We start from the raw sequence: 15,398 nt of genomic DNA on the forward strand, positions 1-15,398 counted from the left end.
GTTTGGCGGGCAGACCCCAACGACATCATCGCCGCAAGAAATCGAGGGTTCCAAATGTTGGATTCAATCCACTAGGTTTTCCTCCCGCGCGAGCCAGGGCGTGAAATCGCTCGCTTCACTGGCCCAGATGTTGCGGAGGTCCACGCGGGTTAGTCGTCCTAGGGCGTCGCCGTTCATTCTGCGGCCTCCATTTCCTTTGCGTCGGTCGGGGTGAGGGCCTCGTGGAGGAGGGCTTCGAGGAGGCGGGCGCGGGTGGTGTCGGCGGTGGTGAGGGCGGCCTCCAGTCGGTCGCAGAGGGCCATGAGGGCATCGACCTTCGCCACAATGCGGTGTTGTTCGGCGAGGGGTGGGAGGGGGATCAGCATGTTCTTCAATGCCGAGCCGCTGACGTTTGCCTGCCCTGTCTGCTTCTTGATGTGCGGGACAATCTGAGTTTCACGAAAATCAGGCGCGTTCATCGCGAGATTGACGTAGATTGGTGACGTATGGTCAGCGCTCAAGCGAATCCGGATCAGGTAGGATGCGAATGTCAGGCAGTCGTCATCCCCCCGATAGAGACCTGTCTTGCCTACAAGTTCGGCGCTGTTCGTCCGGTTATATAGCAGGTCTAGGTTCTTCAGATATAGACTTGGCAACTCGTCCGAAGTCTCAGGGATGCGTTTCTCGTTGGTGCGAACGACTGCGCCGTCCTGAATGTTGCCCATCGTGAGAACGGGTATTCCCGCTTCGGACGGCGCAGCCTTCGCAGATGTTCCGTATTGCGTAAACAGGGCCAGTTCGCCGACCCGAACCCATTGCCATGTTGATGGGATCTGAAATGGCGCATCGTCCTCTTCCACGGGGTTCAGAAGTTTCTCGCGCCTCAGTTCCTTCTTCTTCACCATGTCGTCCCGCTTGGCGCTGATCGCCGATAGGGAAGCCGATACGGGTTCGTCGCTTGGGTCCTGCTCCACCAATTTGCCGCGGACGGCGAGATTGAGGATGGTTTGGCGGAGGGATTTGATCTGGTCGGGGCGAGTTGTGAGGGTGGGGAGCGTGGCGAGGGCGAAGCGGGCGTTGGCCGGGAAATCGGGTGGATCAGTGTCGGGCGCGGTCAGGCGGGCGAGGCTGGCGGCGGTCAGCCGGTCGCGGATGGCCTCGGCAGCCCCGCGCGCCGCCTCCAGTCGGTCCAGCAGCGCCATCAGCTCCTCCACCTTCGCCACGATCCGCCGCTGCTCGGCGAGGGGCGGGAGGGGGAAGTGCAGGTTGGCCAAAACCTCTTTCTTGAGGTTGTTGATGCCGATGCCCCGACTGCCGGCAGAGATGCTTTCCCGGTAAAGGTCGCTGCTCAGAAATACGCCGACAAAGCCGACCAATGAGGGATCAAACAGTCTGACCGCACCGCAAAATCCGCCGAAAGCCTCGTCAAGATCATCAGGAACCATTGCTGCTTTTCCCACGAGGTTCTTCGAACCACTGGAAAGCGCGATCATGTAGTCGCCGCGACGGAGATACTGATCTGGGCTGACCCGGTCTGACTTCACATAGACCGGGTCATCATGGGTAAGCGTGGAGCCAATATTGTTTGCGCGGAGGATTGGCACGAAGCCCGCCGATGCCGTTTCCGACACATCGGCCTTCGAATAAGTCACGCCTCGCACAAGATGGTGCAATTCGCCAAACGGCACCCAAATCCACTTGTCAGGAAGTTCGTGCGGATCTTCTGCCGAGAGGTCAGCTTCCTTTCGGGACTTCCTGATCTCCCCCGCCTTTACCAGCCGCGCCTTTTCCGCAGCGATCCGCTTCAGTAGCTCCGACGCGGGTTCGTCGCTCGCGTCCTGCGGCACCAGCTTCCCGCGCACGGCAAGGTCCAGCACGAAGCGGCGCAGGCGGGGAACGGCATCGGGCGCGTCCGCCACATTTTCGTAAAGGGCAAGCAACCGTTCCGGGTTCATCGGGCCAGCGCCTCGGACAGGATCGCCTTCACCTGGTCGCGGAGGGCCGCCACCTCGGCCTCGGCGTTGGTCAGATCCTCCAGCAGGGTCTCAGGGTCGCCGTGATCCTCGGCCACCGTGTGCGGGTTCTTGATGTCGAGGTTAAAGGCCGCACCATAGATGCCATCGCCTGTTGATCGCGCCTGCCGAGACGCGGCGCCGGCCTTCGCGGCCTCCGCCCGAAGTTTTGCGGCCTCCGCTCTCAGCCTCTTTGCTGCGGCGCGGTCATCTGAGGATGCCCCGTTCACATCCAGCCGCCGCGCCTCGGCGTCTGCATCGCTGGCCCTCGAGCGAAGCCCAGCCTCCCTGCGCGCCTGTTTCTCGGCTTCGTCCCAATGCGGCTGCGCTTGCGTCCGGGCAGTATCGATGATCTCGCGGATCGGCACCTTCCAGGCGCGCTCGGTCTCCACCCGCCCCTCGCGCTGCGGTCCGCCCCACCAGGCGGCGCAACCCTCCAGATGCTCCAGCCGGATGGGCCGGGTCATGGAATAGGCCTTCTGCCCCTCGGGTACCTGATGCTCCCAGAACCAGATGTCCTGCGTTGGCGCGCCCTTCTCGAAGAACAGCAGGTTCGTGCCGATCGAGGCGTAGGGGCGGAAGACCGAGTTCGGCAGGCGCACGATGGTGTGGAGGTTGCACTCCTCCATCAGGTGTTCCTTGAGCCGGGTCTTGACGCCCTCGCCGAAGAGCGAGCCGTCGGGCAGGACCACGGCCGCGCGGCCGCCGGGTTTCAGCAGGCGGATGATCAGGGCAAGGAAGAGGTCGGCGGTCTCGCGGGTGCGGAAATGCTGGGGGAAGTTCGACTCGATCCCGTCCTCCTCGCGCCCGCCGAAGGGCGGGTTGGTGAGGATGACGTCCACCCGCTCGTCCTTGCCCCAGGAGATGTAGGGGCGGGCGAGCGTGTTGTCGTGGCGCAGGAAGGACGGGTCCTCGATCCCGTGCAGCAGCATGTTGGTGACGGCGAGCATGTGGGGGAGTTGCTTTTTCTCCACCGCGCGGAGGCTGGCCTGGAGCGTGGCCTCGTCCTCGGGGCGTTTGACGTAATGCTCGCGCATGTGGCGGATGGCGCAGGTGAGAAAGCCCCCGGTGCCGCAGGCGGGATCGAAGAGGGTTTCGCCGGGCTTGGGGTCAGTCATCTGGACCATGAAGGACGTGACGGCGCGGGGCGTGTAGTATTCGCCCGCGTTGCCGGCGGATTGCAGGTCGTTCAGGATCTGTTCGTAGATGTCGCCGAAGTGCTGGCGCTCGGTCAGGTTGTTGAAGTCGATGCCGTTGATCTTATTCACCACCTGCCGCATCAGCTGGCCGGATTTCATGTAGTTGTAGGCGTCCTCAAAGACGTCACGGACGGTGCGAACGCGGGGACCGGTGACGGGCAGGTCCTTCAGCGTCGGGAAGAGGTCGCCGTTGATGAAGGTCAGCAGGTCTTCGCCGGTGATGCCCTCGGGGTCGGCGGCCCAGGCGCGCCATTGCAGGCGGGCGGGGATGGGCGAGCGGTAGTCGTCCTTGAGGAGTTCGAGTTCCTGGTCCTAGTCGTCGATGATCTTGAGGAAGAACATCCAGCAGAGCTGGCTGATGCGCTGCGCATCGCCATCGACGCCGGTGTCCTGGCGCATGATGTCCTGGATGGATTTGACGAGATTGCGGACGGTCATGGGTCAGGCGGTATCCTTGTAGAGTTCGGATTGCAGGTCGTGGACGGCCTGTTCGAAGCCGGGTTTGCCCCCGAAGGCACGGATCAGTTCGATGGGCGTGCCGATGGTGGAGAAGGGGGCGATGCGGAGGACATTTGCGTCGTCGAGGTTCAGCACGCCCTCGTCGGCGTATTTGGCGAGCAGGGCGTCGAGGACGGCGCGGGCCTGATCACCGTATTTCGTGAAGGCATCGCGCTTCTTGACGTTCTCGGCGCGCTCGCGACGGGTCAGTGGCTTGGCGTCGAAGGCGACGTGGCAGATCAGGTCGAAGGGATCGAGATCGCGGCCCAGTTCCTCGACAATGGGATCGAGCGGCAGGCCCTCTGCCTCCAGTTCTTCGAGGATGGCCTGCTTACGCTCGGCCGCGTTCCAGCGTTTCAGAAACTCGTCGAGGCTGGCGAAGCGTTTGCGCAGGGCGCGCTTGGTGAAGTCGCGCAGGGATTCCGTGACGAGCTTGCCGTTCTCGTCGAGGTATTCCACACGCTCGGCGACGATCGTGGCACCGACGCCATCGACATAGACCTTCTTCTGCGGCCCACCGGTTGGCGGCAGCGGCAGGCCGGGCTGGTCGACGATGGTCTCGTCCTCGCCGGGGTCTTCGGGCAGGGGCGCGCCATCCTCGTCCGTAGGCGGCGCATCGGGCGGGTCGATGTTCTGGCCGTCTTTCGGCTCGTAGATCTGCACAGGCTCGCCGTCGAAGTCCGGGTCGGCGAAGTGGCTGGTCGCACCGCGAAAGTCGATGAGCGTGAAGTAGTATTTTTGCGTATCCTCATGCACGCGGGTGCCGCGGCCGACGATTTGCTTGAACTCTGTCATCGAGCCGACCTCGCGATCGAGCACGATCAGGCGGCAGGTCTGGGCGTCCACACCGGTCGAGAGCAGCCGCGAGGTGGTGACGATGACGGGCCATTTGGATTCCGGGTCGATGAAATTGCCCAGCTGTGCTTGGCCCTCAGCGTCGCTGCCGGTGATGCGCATGACATAGCGAGGGTTTTCGGCAACGAGATCGGCATTCTCGTTGATCAGAGCCTGCCGCATGCGCGCCGCGTGCTCCTGGTCGACACAGAACACGATGGTCTTCTGGTAGCGGTCGCCGCTCTCTTTCAGGAATTGCGTGACCTTCTGCGCGACAAGCTTTGTCCGGTCGTCGATGACCAGCGTCCGGTCGAAATCCTTGGTGTTGTAGATGCGATCCTCGACCTCCTCGCCGTCGCGGTCGACCTGACCCTTTTCGGGGCGGTATCCTTCCACGTCCCGGTCGATATGGACCTTCACCACCTTGTAGGGCGCGAGGAAGCCGTCGCGGATGCCCTGCTTGAGGGAATAGGAGAACACCGGATCGCCGAAATAGGCGATGTTGGAGACATATTTCGTCTCCCTTGGCGTCGCGGTCAGGCCGATCTGGGTGGCCGACGAGAAGTATTCGAGGATCTCGCGCCAGGCCGAGTCCTCGGCGGCGCTGCCCCGGTGGCATTCATCGATCACGATGAGGTCGAAGAAGCCGGGCGAGAACTCGCGGAACAGCTTCTGCCGTTCCTCCGGCCCGGTGATCGCTTGGTAGAGACCGAGATAGACCTCGTATGCGGTGTCGATGCGGCGCTTCTTGTCCAGCGCGACGGTCAGATCCTCGGTGCTGCCGTCCTGACGTTCGATGGTCTTGGCGTTGGTCGAGAGCTTGGCCATCGTTCCGCCAAAGGGACGGAAATCGTTGACCATGGTCTGGTCGATCAGGACGTTGCGGTCGGCGAGGAACAGGATGCGTTTCTTGCGGCCGGCCTTCCAGAGACGCCAGATTATCTGGAACGCCGTGTAGGTCTTTCCGGTGCCCGTCGCCATGACGAGCAGCACACGATCCTGCCCCTTCGCTATGGCCTCGATCGCGGCATTGACCGCGTTGACCTGATAGTAGCGAGGCGTCTTGCCGCTGCCGTCGTCGTAGTAATCCTGAAGGACGATCTGCTCCGCATCGCCGTCGAGACCCTTCCATGCACGAAACCGCGCCCAAAGGTCAGCCGGCGCCGGAAAGGCATCGAGCGACAACGTCGTTTCGCGTGGCGTGCTGGCGCCGGTTCGATCGTGAAATACGAACCCGTCGCCGTTCGAGGAAAAGACGAACGGGATGTTCAGCTTCTCCGCGTAGTCGAGCGCCTGCTGGATGCCGTCGCCGACGCTGTGGGTGTTGTCCTTCGCCTCGATCAGGGCGATGGGGATGTTCGGCTTGTAATAGAGGATGTAGTCAGCCCGTTTCCCCTGACCGCGCGTGACCAGCTTGCCCCGCACGATGATCCGGCCCTTGGTGAAGCTCACTTCCTCCCTGATTTGCAACATCTCGTCCCAGCCGGCATTGCGAAGGGCCGGCGTGATGAACTTGGTGCAGATGTCGCGTTCCGAGAGGCTGCGTTTCTCCATTCCGATCAGGCGCCTCCCGCGTTCGCCCAGGGGTCGATAACCTCGACCCCGCAGCCTTCGAAATCGGCAACGTTCCGGGTCGCCATGGCGGCACCATGCGCGCGAGCGGTCGCAGCGATCTGGCAGTCGGGGAAGCTGATGGGCCGGCCCGCGTTGCGGCGGTCCAGATAGATAGCCGCAAAGGCCACTGCAGCGGCGCTGTCGAAGGGCAGAACACGGCCCGCGAAATCCTCCTCGATCATCGCGTCGATCTCGGCGATCAGGCGGTCGCGTCGCTTGCCGTCGGGCAGGATCGCCGCGCCGCGACGCAACTCGGCCTCGCCTACGGCACTCAGATGCAGCGCCATGCTATCCTGGCCGCCGAACCATGCCAGCACCTCGGGGGCGGGGTTCGGACGCATCAGTTCCGAAATGACGTTGGTGTCGATCAGGATCATTGCCGCGACCTCAGTCGAACCGCGGCGGCTCGGGCATCGGCTCACGCGGTGGCAGGTCCAGGTCCACCCCGCCGAGTGCTGCGAACCTGCGATGGATGGCCTCGCCAAGGTTCGCAGGCCCGGCTGGCTTTCCGATGGCCTGGCGCAAGATTTCCCGCGCCTCCTCCTCCATCGACCGGCCATGCTCAGCCGCGCGGATGCGCAGGCGGCGTTTCAGTCTGTCGTCGAGGTTGCGAATCGTGATGCTGGCCATGAGGTCCTCCATCGGTATGAGTCAAGATTAGGCATTGATTGCAACGCTATCAAGTTTCCTCGCAGGTGGATTCCGGATTCCGGTGGACTCCCAAAAAAGGAGTCCGGTCGCTGGCGAGGTCGCGCGCTTCGCCCGCCAGCATACGAATGTCGCCAGGAAGGAACCGCGCAGTTCCCGTGCCACAGTTGAGTTTAGCGGTTTCAGACATGGACGCTGGATCCTCGTTGCGCTGGCGCTTCCCGCATTAGGAATTCATGCGGAGGAACCACCCGACGCACTTTCGGGCTGCGGCTCTACCCGTCCACCTCCTCGATAAGCCCGCGCATGGAACGGATGAGCACCGCCAGTTCTCTGCGCTCCTCGATAGCTTCAGCCGTGCAGTAACCGTGCTTGCGGGCATGGTCATTCCCGATCGGCGCGCCCGGAGATTTTCCCCCGTGCATCCGGCAGCGGCCGTTCGCCATCGCGGGGGACCGGCACGGGCTCCCGCTCCGCGTCCGCGCCCCGCAGCGCGGGCTCAGGTGCATGGGCAATCTGCTTTGCATGGGGTTGTTCCTCCATTCTGCTATGATCCCCTCCCCCCGGTCTTTCGACCGTGCCGACCACGGCCTGACCGCCGGCATGGACGTGGACATGCTCGACGGTCACCTTCTGCTGGCCCTTCCCGCGATGCTTGTTCAGCCCGTCCAGCAGCATCGCCCATGTTCGGGACAGCTTGTTGGCCTGGTTGAGGTTCTCGCGTCGGCCCTCGAAGGTCTGCTCGCCGATCATGGCGCGGCGGTAGCATTCCATCGCGGCGTTGTGGGCGGCGATTAACTGGGCCGCCATCATGCCCTCCAGCTCGTCCCTCGGCGCAATGCCCGACAGTGCGGCAACGGTTGCCGCCAACTGGCGGTTCTGCTCGTCCTCCCCGGAATGCTTCAGCCACAAGCCACCGATTGCCTGCATCGCCAGCGTATTGTTCCAATGGTCGGACTGCGAGCCGCCGAGGGATTTCAGGGCGCCCTTTCTATCTTCTGGATCGTTCGCGACCACGGTCTTGGCTTCCTGCTCGCTCTTCGCCCTGCGCTTCGTCATGTCGTGTTGCTCCTGTCTTTGATCCCCATCGCCGCGAGGGCATCCGTCGCCTCGGTTTTCCTGCGTTCATGCCAGTCCTCCCAACATCGATGATGCAGCCAGGCATGGCCTACCGCCTCGGTTCTAAAAGGCACGAGAGGCCCGTGGGAACCTTCTGCCTGACCGCACCAGAGGCACTGGTCCGGTGACGAGCGGACGGGATGGCGGTTCAGCCATTCCGTCACGCAACAGGCATGGGCGAGCGCCTCGGCGGCCCGCCGGGACAACCCGCCATCGAATTCGGCTAGGGGGCCTGCCCAGTTCTTCAGTCGCCTTTGGTCTTTCTTGCCTCCGCCGCAAGCCGGGCGATCTCGTCGCGGGTCATTCCGCTGGTCGTCCGAAGAAGCGCCGACACCTCGACCGGCGCTCGCTTGATGATGTCAGCCAGGTCCGAGGGCATGCGCCCGGCCAAAGCCAGCAACTCGTCGGGATCGCACTCGATGATCCGCGCGATGGCTCGGACCTTGTCTTCGGTCGGTGGCGTGAACTCGTCCCGCTCGACCTTCGACAGGTAGGTCGGGCTAACCCCGATCTTCTTCGCCATCTCGCGCAAGCCGATCTCCCTTGCCTCGCGTTCCCGACGCACGAATGCGCCAAACTTCAGACCCTCAGCGGTCATGTGTGCCTCCCCTGTTTAGTTGATAGGTAACACTCGAATCAAACGGCGTCAAGATGCTGCGCATGTTGGGAAGCGGCCCTCTACATCTAGCGCAGCTGCGTGGCGATGCTCAGCGATGCGCGGTCCTGCGAGCCAAGCGCCATGCCAATGCAGGCCATCACGCAGCGACGTCCAGCCACCGGATTTCCTCCAGAACCTGCCGAAATTCCGGCTCCGGCGACACGCACATGGTTCTATAGGTGTTCAGGAACGGCAGCCAGTTTCTCCATGGACCACCGAGACTCAAGGCTGCTGCACAGGCGCGGGGCGCCTCTGCGGGCAATGGGCCATGCTGATCGCGACGAATGCCACCCCGCAACGGCGCCCGGCGCGGATCACGGCAACCGGTGTCCGACGGTCGGTCCTCAGTCATCCTCAAGGTGATCGGCGATGATCTCGACGATGCTTTCCAGCCCGCCTTCCCATTTCCAGTGTTCCTTGCTTTCGTCCATCGTCAACCGGCAGTTGGCGCAGGCCGAGACCAGCGTGTTTGTGCCGGTCGCGGTCACCTGGTCGATCTTGATCTTGAACGCCTTGTGGCGCAGGTCCGCGGCGCGGCTCATCGCCTGCACACCGCCGCCGCCGCCACAGCACCAGTTCAATTCCGCCGTGGGGGACATTTCGCGGAAATCGGTGGCGAACCCGTCCAGCAGGTAGCGCGCATCCGCCGCCGCGCCGCCGCGCCGCGACACCTGGCAGGGATCGTGATAGGTCATCGGCGTTTCGAAGGGTTTCAGCCTCAGCTTCCCGTCGCGTTTCAGCTTGGCCATGTATTCGGTGATGTGCAGCACCTCGAACGGCAGTTCCCGGCCAAGGATATTGGCCGCGCCCCAACGGAAGACGCCGTAGGCATGGCCACATTCGGGGATCACCACGGTCTTGGCACCGCAGGCTTCTGCGGCCTCGACCAGCCGTTCCACCATGATCTTCGCCACGTCCGGTTTGCCGGCAAGGTAGCCGAAATTCGTCGACTCGTAGCCCTTGGTGGAAAACGTCCAATTGACCCCCGCGTGGTTCAGCACCTTCGCCATGGCCGACAGGGACTGAGGGTATTTCATCGCTTCGATCGACGACACGGTCAGCAGAACATCCGCCTTGTCCTTGTCCATCGGCATTTCGACCTCGTCGTCGTCCTCCAGCCATTCGACCCGGTCGACCAGCTTGTCGGGCGTCAGGCCCAGCGGACTGCCCCGGTCGCGGCTGTTGTCAGCGGCGGCCAGCAGGTCCTCTGGCCCCAGTCCGGCCGCGACCCACGCCTTGCGCGCCTGACCGACGATCGACGCGATGTCGATCGCCATCGGGCAGACCTCGGTGCAGCGGCCGCACATGGTGCAGCTGTCAAAGATCAGCTCTTCCCACTCTGACAGGTCCTTTTCCGTGATCTTGGGCGCCAGCCCCAGCCAGCTCAGCGGCCAGCGCTGGCTGCGATACGCCTTGGCGATGGGAAACAGCTTGTACGCCGGGGTATGGCGCGGATCGCCAGAGGCGCGGTAGAACAGACAGGCATCGGCGCATTGGCCGCAATGCACGCAGGCCTCTGTATAGCTGACGACGGCTTCCTCGGTCTGGGCGAGAAACGTGCGCGTCGCGGCTTGAACATCAATCGACATGCGTCTGCTCCCTTATCTTACCTTGATCTGCACGAGTTCTTCGCCGTTCGGATCGACCACATGCACCGCGCAGGCTATGCAGGGGTCGAAGCTGTGCACCGTGCGCTGGATTTCCAGCGGTTGTTTCGGGTCATGCAGCGTGTGGCGATCCATCAGCGCGGCTTCGTAGGGGCCGGGCTGGCCCTGCGGGTCGCGCGGACCGGCGTTCCAGGTCGAGGGCACCACGGCCTGGTAATTGTCGATCTTGCGATCCTTGATCACCACCCAGTGGGCCAGGCCGCCGCGCGGTGCCTCGGTAAAGCCCACCCCGCGCGCCTCGGCGGGCCAGGTCGACGGATCCCACTTGTCCTCGTTGTGCACCGACAGGTCGCCGGCGCGGATATTGGCAATCAGGTTGTCCAGCCAGATCGACATCTGGTCCACCACGATCTTCGATTCCAGCGTCCGCGAGGCCGTGCGCCCCATGGTCGAGAACATCGCGGTCAGCGGCAGATCAAGCTGCGACAGCGCGCTGTTGGCCAGGTCGACCGTCGGTTCGTGCCCCTTGGCATAAAGCATCAGCACCCGCGCCAGCGGCCCGACCTCCATCGCCTTGCCGCGCCAGCGGGGCGATTTCAGCCAGGAATAGCTGTTTTCGACGTCCAGTTGGGTAAACGGCGGCTTTGGTCCGGTGTAGTGCAGGTTGGTCTGCCCGTCATAGGGGTGCAGGCCGGACTCCTTGCCGGTGGAATAGTCGTAATAGCTGTGCGCGACGAATTCCTGCACGTCTTCGGGGTTGTTCAGGTCCACCGGGTGAATGGTGCTCAGATCGCGATTCAGGATCACACCCGATGGGATCAGCCAGCTTGACGGATCATCCGTCCCGGACTCTGGAAAATCGCCGAAAGTCATGAAGTTGCCAACGCCCTCGCCGCGTGCGAACCAGTCCTTGTAGAACGACGCGATCGCCAGGGTATCGGGGATATAGACCTGGTCGACGAAGGCGCGCATCTTGTTGATGACGTCGCGCACCATGCTCAGCCCCTGCATGTTGACCGCCGTGGCCGACAGGCCAGAGCTTGAATCGACGCTGATGGGCGAGGGCGCGCCGCCGACAAGAAAGTTCGGGTGCGGGTTCTTGCCGCCAAAGATCGTATGGATCTGGACCACGTCGCGCTGCCATTCCAGCGCTTCCAGATAGTGGGCGACGGCCATCAGATTGGCCTCGGGCGGCAGCTTGTATTCCGGGTGCCCCCAATAGCCGCCGGCAAAGATCCCCAACTGCCCCTGTTCGACGAAATTGCGCACCTTGGTCTGCACGTCGCGGAAATAGCCGGGGCTGGATTTCGGCCAGGAGGAAATCGACTGCGCCAGCGTCGAGGTCGCCGCCGGATCGGCCTTGAGCGCCGAGACCACGTCGACCCAGTCCAGCGCGTGCAGGTGATAGAAATGCATGACGTGGTCATGCACGTATTGCGCCGCGATCATCAGGTTGCGGATCAGCTGCGCATTGGGCGGGATGACATAGCCCAGCGCGTTTTCCACCGACCGGACCGACGCGATGCCGTGCACCAGTGTGCAGACCCCGCAAATGCGCTGGGCAAAGGCCCAGGCGTCGCGCGGATCGCGGTCCTTCAGGATCAATTCGATCCCGCGCACCATCGTGCCCGATGAATAGGCGTTGGTGATGCTGCCATCGGCGGCGGTTTCGGCCTCGATCCGAAGGTGGCCTTCGATGCGGGTGATCGGGTCTACGACGACACGTTCGTTCATGTCAGGCTCCTGTTCAGATCTTGACGCCCCGGCGGCCATAGAAGGCGCCGGTCTGGGTGCGGGTGATGAACACCAGGAAGGCGTGCATCAGCTTCCCGAAGGGGAACCAGATCAGCAGCGCCGCGATGGAAAGCAGGTGGATCGCCAGCAGGGTTTCGTACCGCGCTCCCAGGTGGCTGACGGCCAGCAGCCCGGTCAGTACGGGCAGGAAGGTGATCAGCCAGGTGAAATAGTCATTGAGCGTCGAGATCGTCCGCAGAACCGGGCTGGTGGTGCGCCGCACCAATGCCGCGATCAGCGAGGCCAGCGTGACGAAGGACGCCGCGGTGATGATCGAGGTTGGCAAACCGGGCCAGGACAGGCCGAAAAGCCCTTCGATCACCAGGATATGCTGGGCAAACCCAAAGACGATCACCGCCAGCCCAAGGTGAAAGATATAGCCGTTGATCAGCGAAAACCGCGAGGTCAGGCCAAAATCCTTGGGCACCCACATGTGCCGCACCAATGCGCCCAGCCCGCCTTTCAACGCGCCGGGTGCCCCCGGGCGCGGGGCGGATCTGTCCCGCATGCGGGGCAGCATCAGCAACGCGCCAAGCCGCCACAGCACACCCAGGACGAAAATCGCCATCGCCCAGTTGAGCGCGGGACCGCGCGCGAAATCCAGCAGGCTCATGACCGGGTCTCCTCTTTTCCGGGGGCAGATTGGGTGGCTTTGGCCGCATCGGCGCGCCGCTTGCGGGCGCGCAGGGCGCTGGCGCCCCCGGCCACGAGTCCCGCCAGCGCGGCGCCGCCGATCAGCGTGCGGTCGCCCATGACGGCCGAGGACAGCGGCTGGTAGAACCCGCCGCGATCCCAGAAATCGGGCTCGGAACAGCCCAGGCAGCCATGTCCCGACTGGATCGGGAAACTGGTGCCGCCGTTCCATTTCATCGTGGCGCAGGCGTTGTAGGTCACAGGCCCCTTGCAGCCAAGTTCGTACAGGCACCAGCCATTGCGCGCGCCTTCGTCGTCGAAACTGTGCGCGAACTTGCCCTGGTCGTAGAACGGCCTGCGATAGCAGCGGTCGTGGATCGAGTCGCCGAAAAACGCCTTGGGCCGGTTCAGGTGATCCAGATCCGGCAGCCGCCCGAAGGTGACGAAATAGGCCGCCGTCCCGGCAATCGCCTCGGGGATCGGGGGACAGCCGGGAATGTTGATGACCGGCTTGTCGGTGATGATGTCGGAAATCGGTACCGCGCCGGTGGGGTTGGGCCGGGCATGGGGGATGCCGCCGAATGCCGCGCAACTGCCCACGGAAATGACCGCGGCGGCATCCGCGCAGACCTCCTTCAGCGTTTGCAGGTTGGTCTTGCCGGCGTTGGTCGAATAGACCCCGTCGTCCAGCGTGGACACCGAGCCGTCGACGATCACGAGGTACTTGCCCTTGTTGTCGGCAATCGCCGCTTCCATCGCCTCTTCCGCGGCAAAGCCCGACGCCGCCATCAGCGTTTCGTGGTAGTCGAGCGAGATCAGGTCGAAGATCATGTCCTCGATCGTCGGGCTGTACGACCGCGTCAGGGATTCCGTACAGCCCGTACATTCCTGGAACGACAGCCAGATCACCGACTGGCGTGGCGCATCAGCCAGCGCCTGCGCCATCGCGCGCGACGCAAGCGGCGGCAGGGCCATCGCGCTGGCAAGATAGGCGGTGTATTTCAGCAGGCCCCGTCGCGAGATCCCGCGCGCCGCCAGTCCGTCGCCCACTGTCTTCCGTTCAGCCATTGGTCGCCTCCGCTTCTTGCCGGGTCGTGCCCGGGCCGTTCAGGCTTTTTCTCAGGTTGCTTGCCGCGGTCGCGACGTCTTCGGACGCGGCGACCAGCAGATCGGGGATCCGCGTGATCTCGATGGTTTCGGCCGCGACGCGCCCGTCGGCCATCAGGTGGCGCAGCCACCAGACGCCGGCAAAGCGCGTCTCCCAGACTTCGCTGCGCCCGGCGACCGACAGGTCTGCCGTGACTTCGCCCCGGCCCAGGAAGGCTTCCAGGTCGGCTCGGTCGGCGGCGGTCATCGGCAGGGCGCGCAGGTCGATGGCGGATTGGTCGCCGGTTTGCGCCAGCGCCGTCAGCCGGTCGGCGATTTCCACCACAAGGCTGTCGGCAATGCCGGTGCGGGCCTCTTGCGCCTGGCGCAGGGTGTCATCCATCCAGCCACTCCTTCAGGATTTGCCGGACGATCGCCACCGCTTCGGGCAGGGCCGCGGCCACTGCGTCGGTGGGCGTCAGGCCCAGTGTCGTCACGTCTGGCTGGATCGCGATCAGCGCGCGCTGGTCAGGGGCGCAGCCGGACAGGTGCGCCGCGGACAACAGGTCGGACAGGGCGACTTCATGCGCGGTCTTCTTGGGGCCACCCAATTGGCGGTCCATCGCGACCCCGTCGAAGCGGCGCACGGTGCCGGGGGCGTCGCCCAGTTCCATGGCGTCGATGGCGATGATCCCGATGTCGGTGGCAAAATCCGTGAGCAGTGACAGCCCCATCGTTCCACCATCGCGTACCAGAACGCGGTCTGGGATCCCTTCGGCCTGAAGCCGGGTGACGACATGCACGCCGATGCCGTCGTCCGTCAGCAGAGTGTTGCCGATCCCCAGCACGACAACGCCTCGGATCCTGTCCGGGGCAGCGGCAAAGCCATCGTCGGACACATCCGCCGCAGCTTCCAGTTCAACTTCGGCAGGTCGCAAGATCCCCCCTTTCGGCACCACATTCCGCGGACGCCGCCTTTATCAGGCGCTTCCTTTGCAAAGAGGGCCTTGATCTGAATCAAGGACATAGCGAGGGTGCTCCTTTCCCATTGGTGGGCGGACAGGGAGGAATGAAACCATGTGTCTTGCTGTTCCCATGCAGGTTATCGAGGTCGATGGTTTCAATGCCCGATGCGAAGCCAAGGGCATTTCGCGAAGTGTCAGCCTGTTTCTGATGCAACATGACACCGTGCAGCCCGGCGACTATCTCATGGTCCACGTTGGCAGCGCGATCCAGAAAATCTCGGAAGCCGACGCGAAAAGTGCCTGGGAGCTTTACGACGAGATGTTTCAGGCTGAGGAGGCTGCATCGCAACCGGGCGGCGCGCGGTCCGATGCATGAACTGGCCGTCAGCCAGAGCTTGATCGCCGAGGCGATGCGCACCGCGCTGCATCACGGGGCGGTGCGGGTTACGGCGCTGACCGTCCAGATCGGCCCCTTGTCCGGGGTCGAGGCGCCGTTGCTGGACCGCGCCTTCAGCGTGGCGCGGGCGGGGACGATGCTGGAAACCTCGGTGCTGACGATGGAGATCGCGCCGGTCGTTGTTTGGTGCCCAGCCTGCCAGACGGAAACCACAGTGGCGCCGAACGCGCTTCTTTGCGGTCAATGTGGCGACTGGAAGGTGACGCTGCGGTCGGGCGATGAACTGGTGTTGAAGCAGGTCGAGCTTGACCGCGAAACGACGGACCGCGCGGTCCTGCACTGACCGCGCCAGACA

17 protein-coding genes are annotated in these 15,398 nt (G+C 63.8%); 3 read left to right on the forward strand and 14 right to left on the reverse strand.

Annotated features, from left to right (window positions below; all coding sequences use genetic code 11):
* Window positions 1-173: 173 nt before the first annotated feature.
* The 7 genes from VK792_RS15820 to VK792_RS15850 form a co-directional block, all read right to left on the reverse strand.
* Entirely contained in the window at window positions 174-1,934 is a 1,761-nt protein-coding gene (locus tag VK792_RS15820) for a restriction endonuclease subunit S (RefSeq protein WP_326298782.1), read from the reverse strand.
* On the reverse strand, window positions 1,931-3,289 hold the full coding sequence (locus VK792_RS15825) for an HsdM family class I SAM-dependent methyltransferase (protein ID WP_326298784.1): 1,359 nt from the start codon (window positions 3,287-3,289) through the stop codon (window positions 1,931-1,933). The genes VK792_RS15820 and VK792_RS15825 overlap by 4 nt, the downstream gene beginning before the upstream one ends.
* 213 nt (window positions 3,290-3,502) lie before the next feature.
* Window positions 3,503-3,628 carry a hypothetical protein gene (locus tag VK792_RS15830; protein WP_326298786.1) on the reverse strand — a complete coding sequence of 42 codons (126 nt, stop codon included), beginning with the start codon at window positions 3,626-3,628 and terminating at the stop codon, window positions 3,503-3,505.
* A gap of 3 nt (window positions 3,629-3,631) precedes the next feature.
* Complete coding sequence (gene hsdR / locus VK792_RS15835) at window positions 3,632-6,076, reverse strand: EcoAI/FtnUII family type I restriction enzme subunit R (protein WP_326298787.1); 2,445 nt, start codon at window positions 6,074-6,076, stop codon at window positions 3,632-3,634.
* 5 nt (window positions 6,077-6,081) lie between these two features.
* Complete coding sequence (locus tag VK792_RS15840; RefSeq protein ID WP_326298789.1) at window positions 6,082-6,513, reverse strand: type II toxin-antitoxin system VapC family toxin; 432 nt, start codon at window positions 6,511-6,513, stop codon at window positions 6,082-6,084.
* Window positions 6,514-6,523: 10 nt separating this feature from the next.
* Window positions 6,524-6,766, reverse strand: a complete 243-nt coding sequence (locus VK792_RS15845; RefSeq protein ID WP_326298791.1) for a FitA-like ribbon-helix-helix domain-containing protein — start codon at window positions 6,764-6,766, stop codon at window positions 6,524-6,526.
* Between the two features lie 293 nt (window positions 6,767-7,059).
* Complete coding sequence (locus tag VK792_RS15850; RefSeq protein ID WP_326298793.1) at window positions 7,060-7,401, reverse strand: HGGxSTG domain-containing protein; 342 nt, start codon at window positions 7,399-7,401, stop codon at window positions 7,060-7,062.
* Here VK792_RS15850 and VK792_RS15855 point away from each other — a divergent pair.
* Entirely contained in the window at window positions 7,388-7,582 is a 195-nt protein-coding gene (locus VK792_RS15855) for a hypothetical protein (RefSeq protein ID WP_326298794.1), read from the forward strand. The two genes, VK792_RS15850 and VK792_RS15855, sit on opposite strands and share 14 nt — an antisense overlap.
* A 565-nt stretch (window positions 7,583-8,147) precedes the next feature.
* On the opposite strand, the gene VK792_RS15860 is transcribed toward VK792_RS15855, so the two are convergent.
* The 7 genes from VK792_RS15860 to VK792_RS15890 form a co-directional block, all read right to left on the reverse strand.
* Window positions 8,148-8,501 carry a helix-turn-helix domain-containing protein gene (locus VK792_RS15860; protein ID WP_326298796.1) on the reverse strand — a complete coding sequence of 118 codons (354 nt, stop codon included), beginning with the start codon at window positions 8,499-8,501 and terminating at the stop codon, window positions 8,148-8,150.
* Window positions 8,502-8,905: 404 nt separating this feature from the next.
* Window positions 8,906-10,150, reverse strand: a complete 1,245-nt coding sequence (locus VK792_RS15865; protein ID WP_326298798.1) for a (Fe-S)-binding protein — start codon at window positions 10,148-10,150, stop codon at window positions 8,906-8,908.
* 12 nt (window positions 10,151-10,162) lie between these two features.
* Window positions 10,163-11,902, reverse strand: coding sequence for a nickel-dependent hydrogenase large subunit (locus VK792_RS15870; protein WP_326298799.1), 1,740 nt, complete (start codon window positions 11,900-11,902; stop codon window positions 10,163-10,165).
* A gap of 13 nt (window positions 11,903-11,915) precedes the next feature.
* On the reverse strand, window positions 11,916-12,575 hold the full coding sequence (locus VK792_RS15875) for a nitrate reductase (protein ID WP_326298801.1): 660 nt from the start codon (window positions 12,573-12,575) through the stop codon (window positions 11,916-11,918).
* Window positions 12,572-13,663, reverse strand: coding sequence for a hydrogenase small subunit (locus VK792_RS15880; RefSeq protein WP_326298803.1), 1,092 nt, complete (start codon window positions 13,661-13,663; stop codon window positions 12,572-12,574). The genes VK792_RS15875 and VK792_RS15880 overlap by 4 nt, the downstream gene beginning before the upstream one ends.
* Complete coding sequence (locus VK792_RS15885; RefSeq protein WP_326298805.1) at window positions 13,656-14,084, reverse strand: hydrogenase expression/formation C-terminal domain-containing protein; 429 nt, start codon at window positions 14,082-14,084, stop codon at window positions 13,656-13,658. Before VK792_RS15885 ends, VK792_RS15880 begins: the two co-directional genes overlap by 8 nt.
* A complete protein-coding gene (locus VK792_RS15890) occupies window positions 14,077-14,619 on the reverse strand; it encodes a hydrogenase maturation protease (protein ID WP_326298807.1) in 543 nt (180 codons plus the stop codon). The genes VK792_RS15885 and VK792_RS15890 overlap by 8 nt, the downstream gene beginning before the upstream one ends.
* A gap of 139 nt (window positions 14,620-14,758) precedes the next feature.
* Here VK792_RS15890 and VK792_RS15895 point away from each other — a divergent pair, with 139 nt between their 5' ends.
* Entirely contained in the window at window positions 14,759-15,022 is a 264-nt protein-coding gene (locus VK792_RS15895; RefSeq protein WP_326298809.1) for a HypC/HybG/HupF family hydrogenase formation chaperone, read from the forward strand.
* Window positions 15,015-15,386 carry a hydrogenase maturation nickel metallochaperone HypA/HybF gene (locus VK792_RS15900; RefSeq protein ID WP_326298811.1) on the forward strand — a complete coding sequence of 124 codons (372 nt, stop codon included), beginning with the start codon at window positions 15,015-15,017 and terminating at the stop codon, window positions 15,384-15,386. Before VK792_RS15895 ends, VK792_RS15900 begins: the two co-directional genes overlap by 8 nt.
* Window positions 15,387-15,398 lie beyond the last annotated feature (12 nt).

Origin of the sequence: Mesobacterium hydrothermale, assembly GCF_035818635.1 — a bacterium.
Taxonomy (GTDB): Bacteria; Pseudomonadota; Alphaproteobacteria; order Rhodobacterales; family Rhodobacteraceae; genus Mesobacterium_A; species Mesobacterium_A hydrothermale.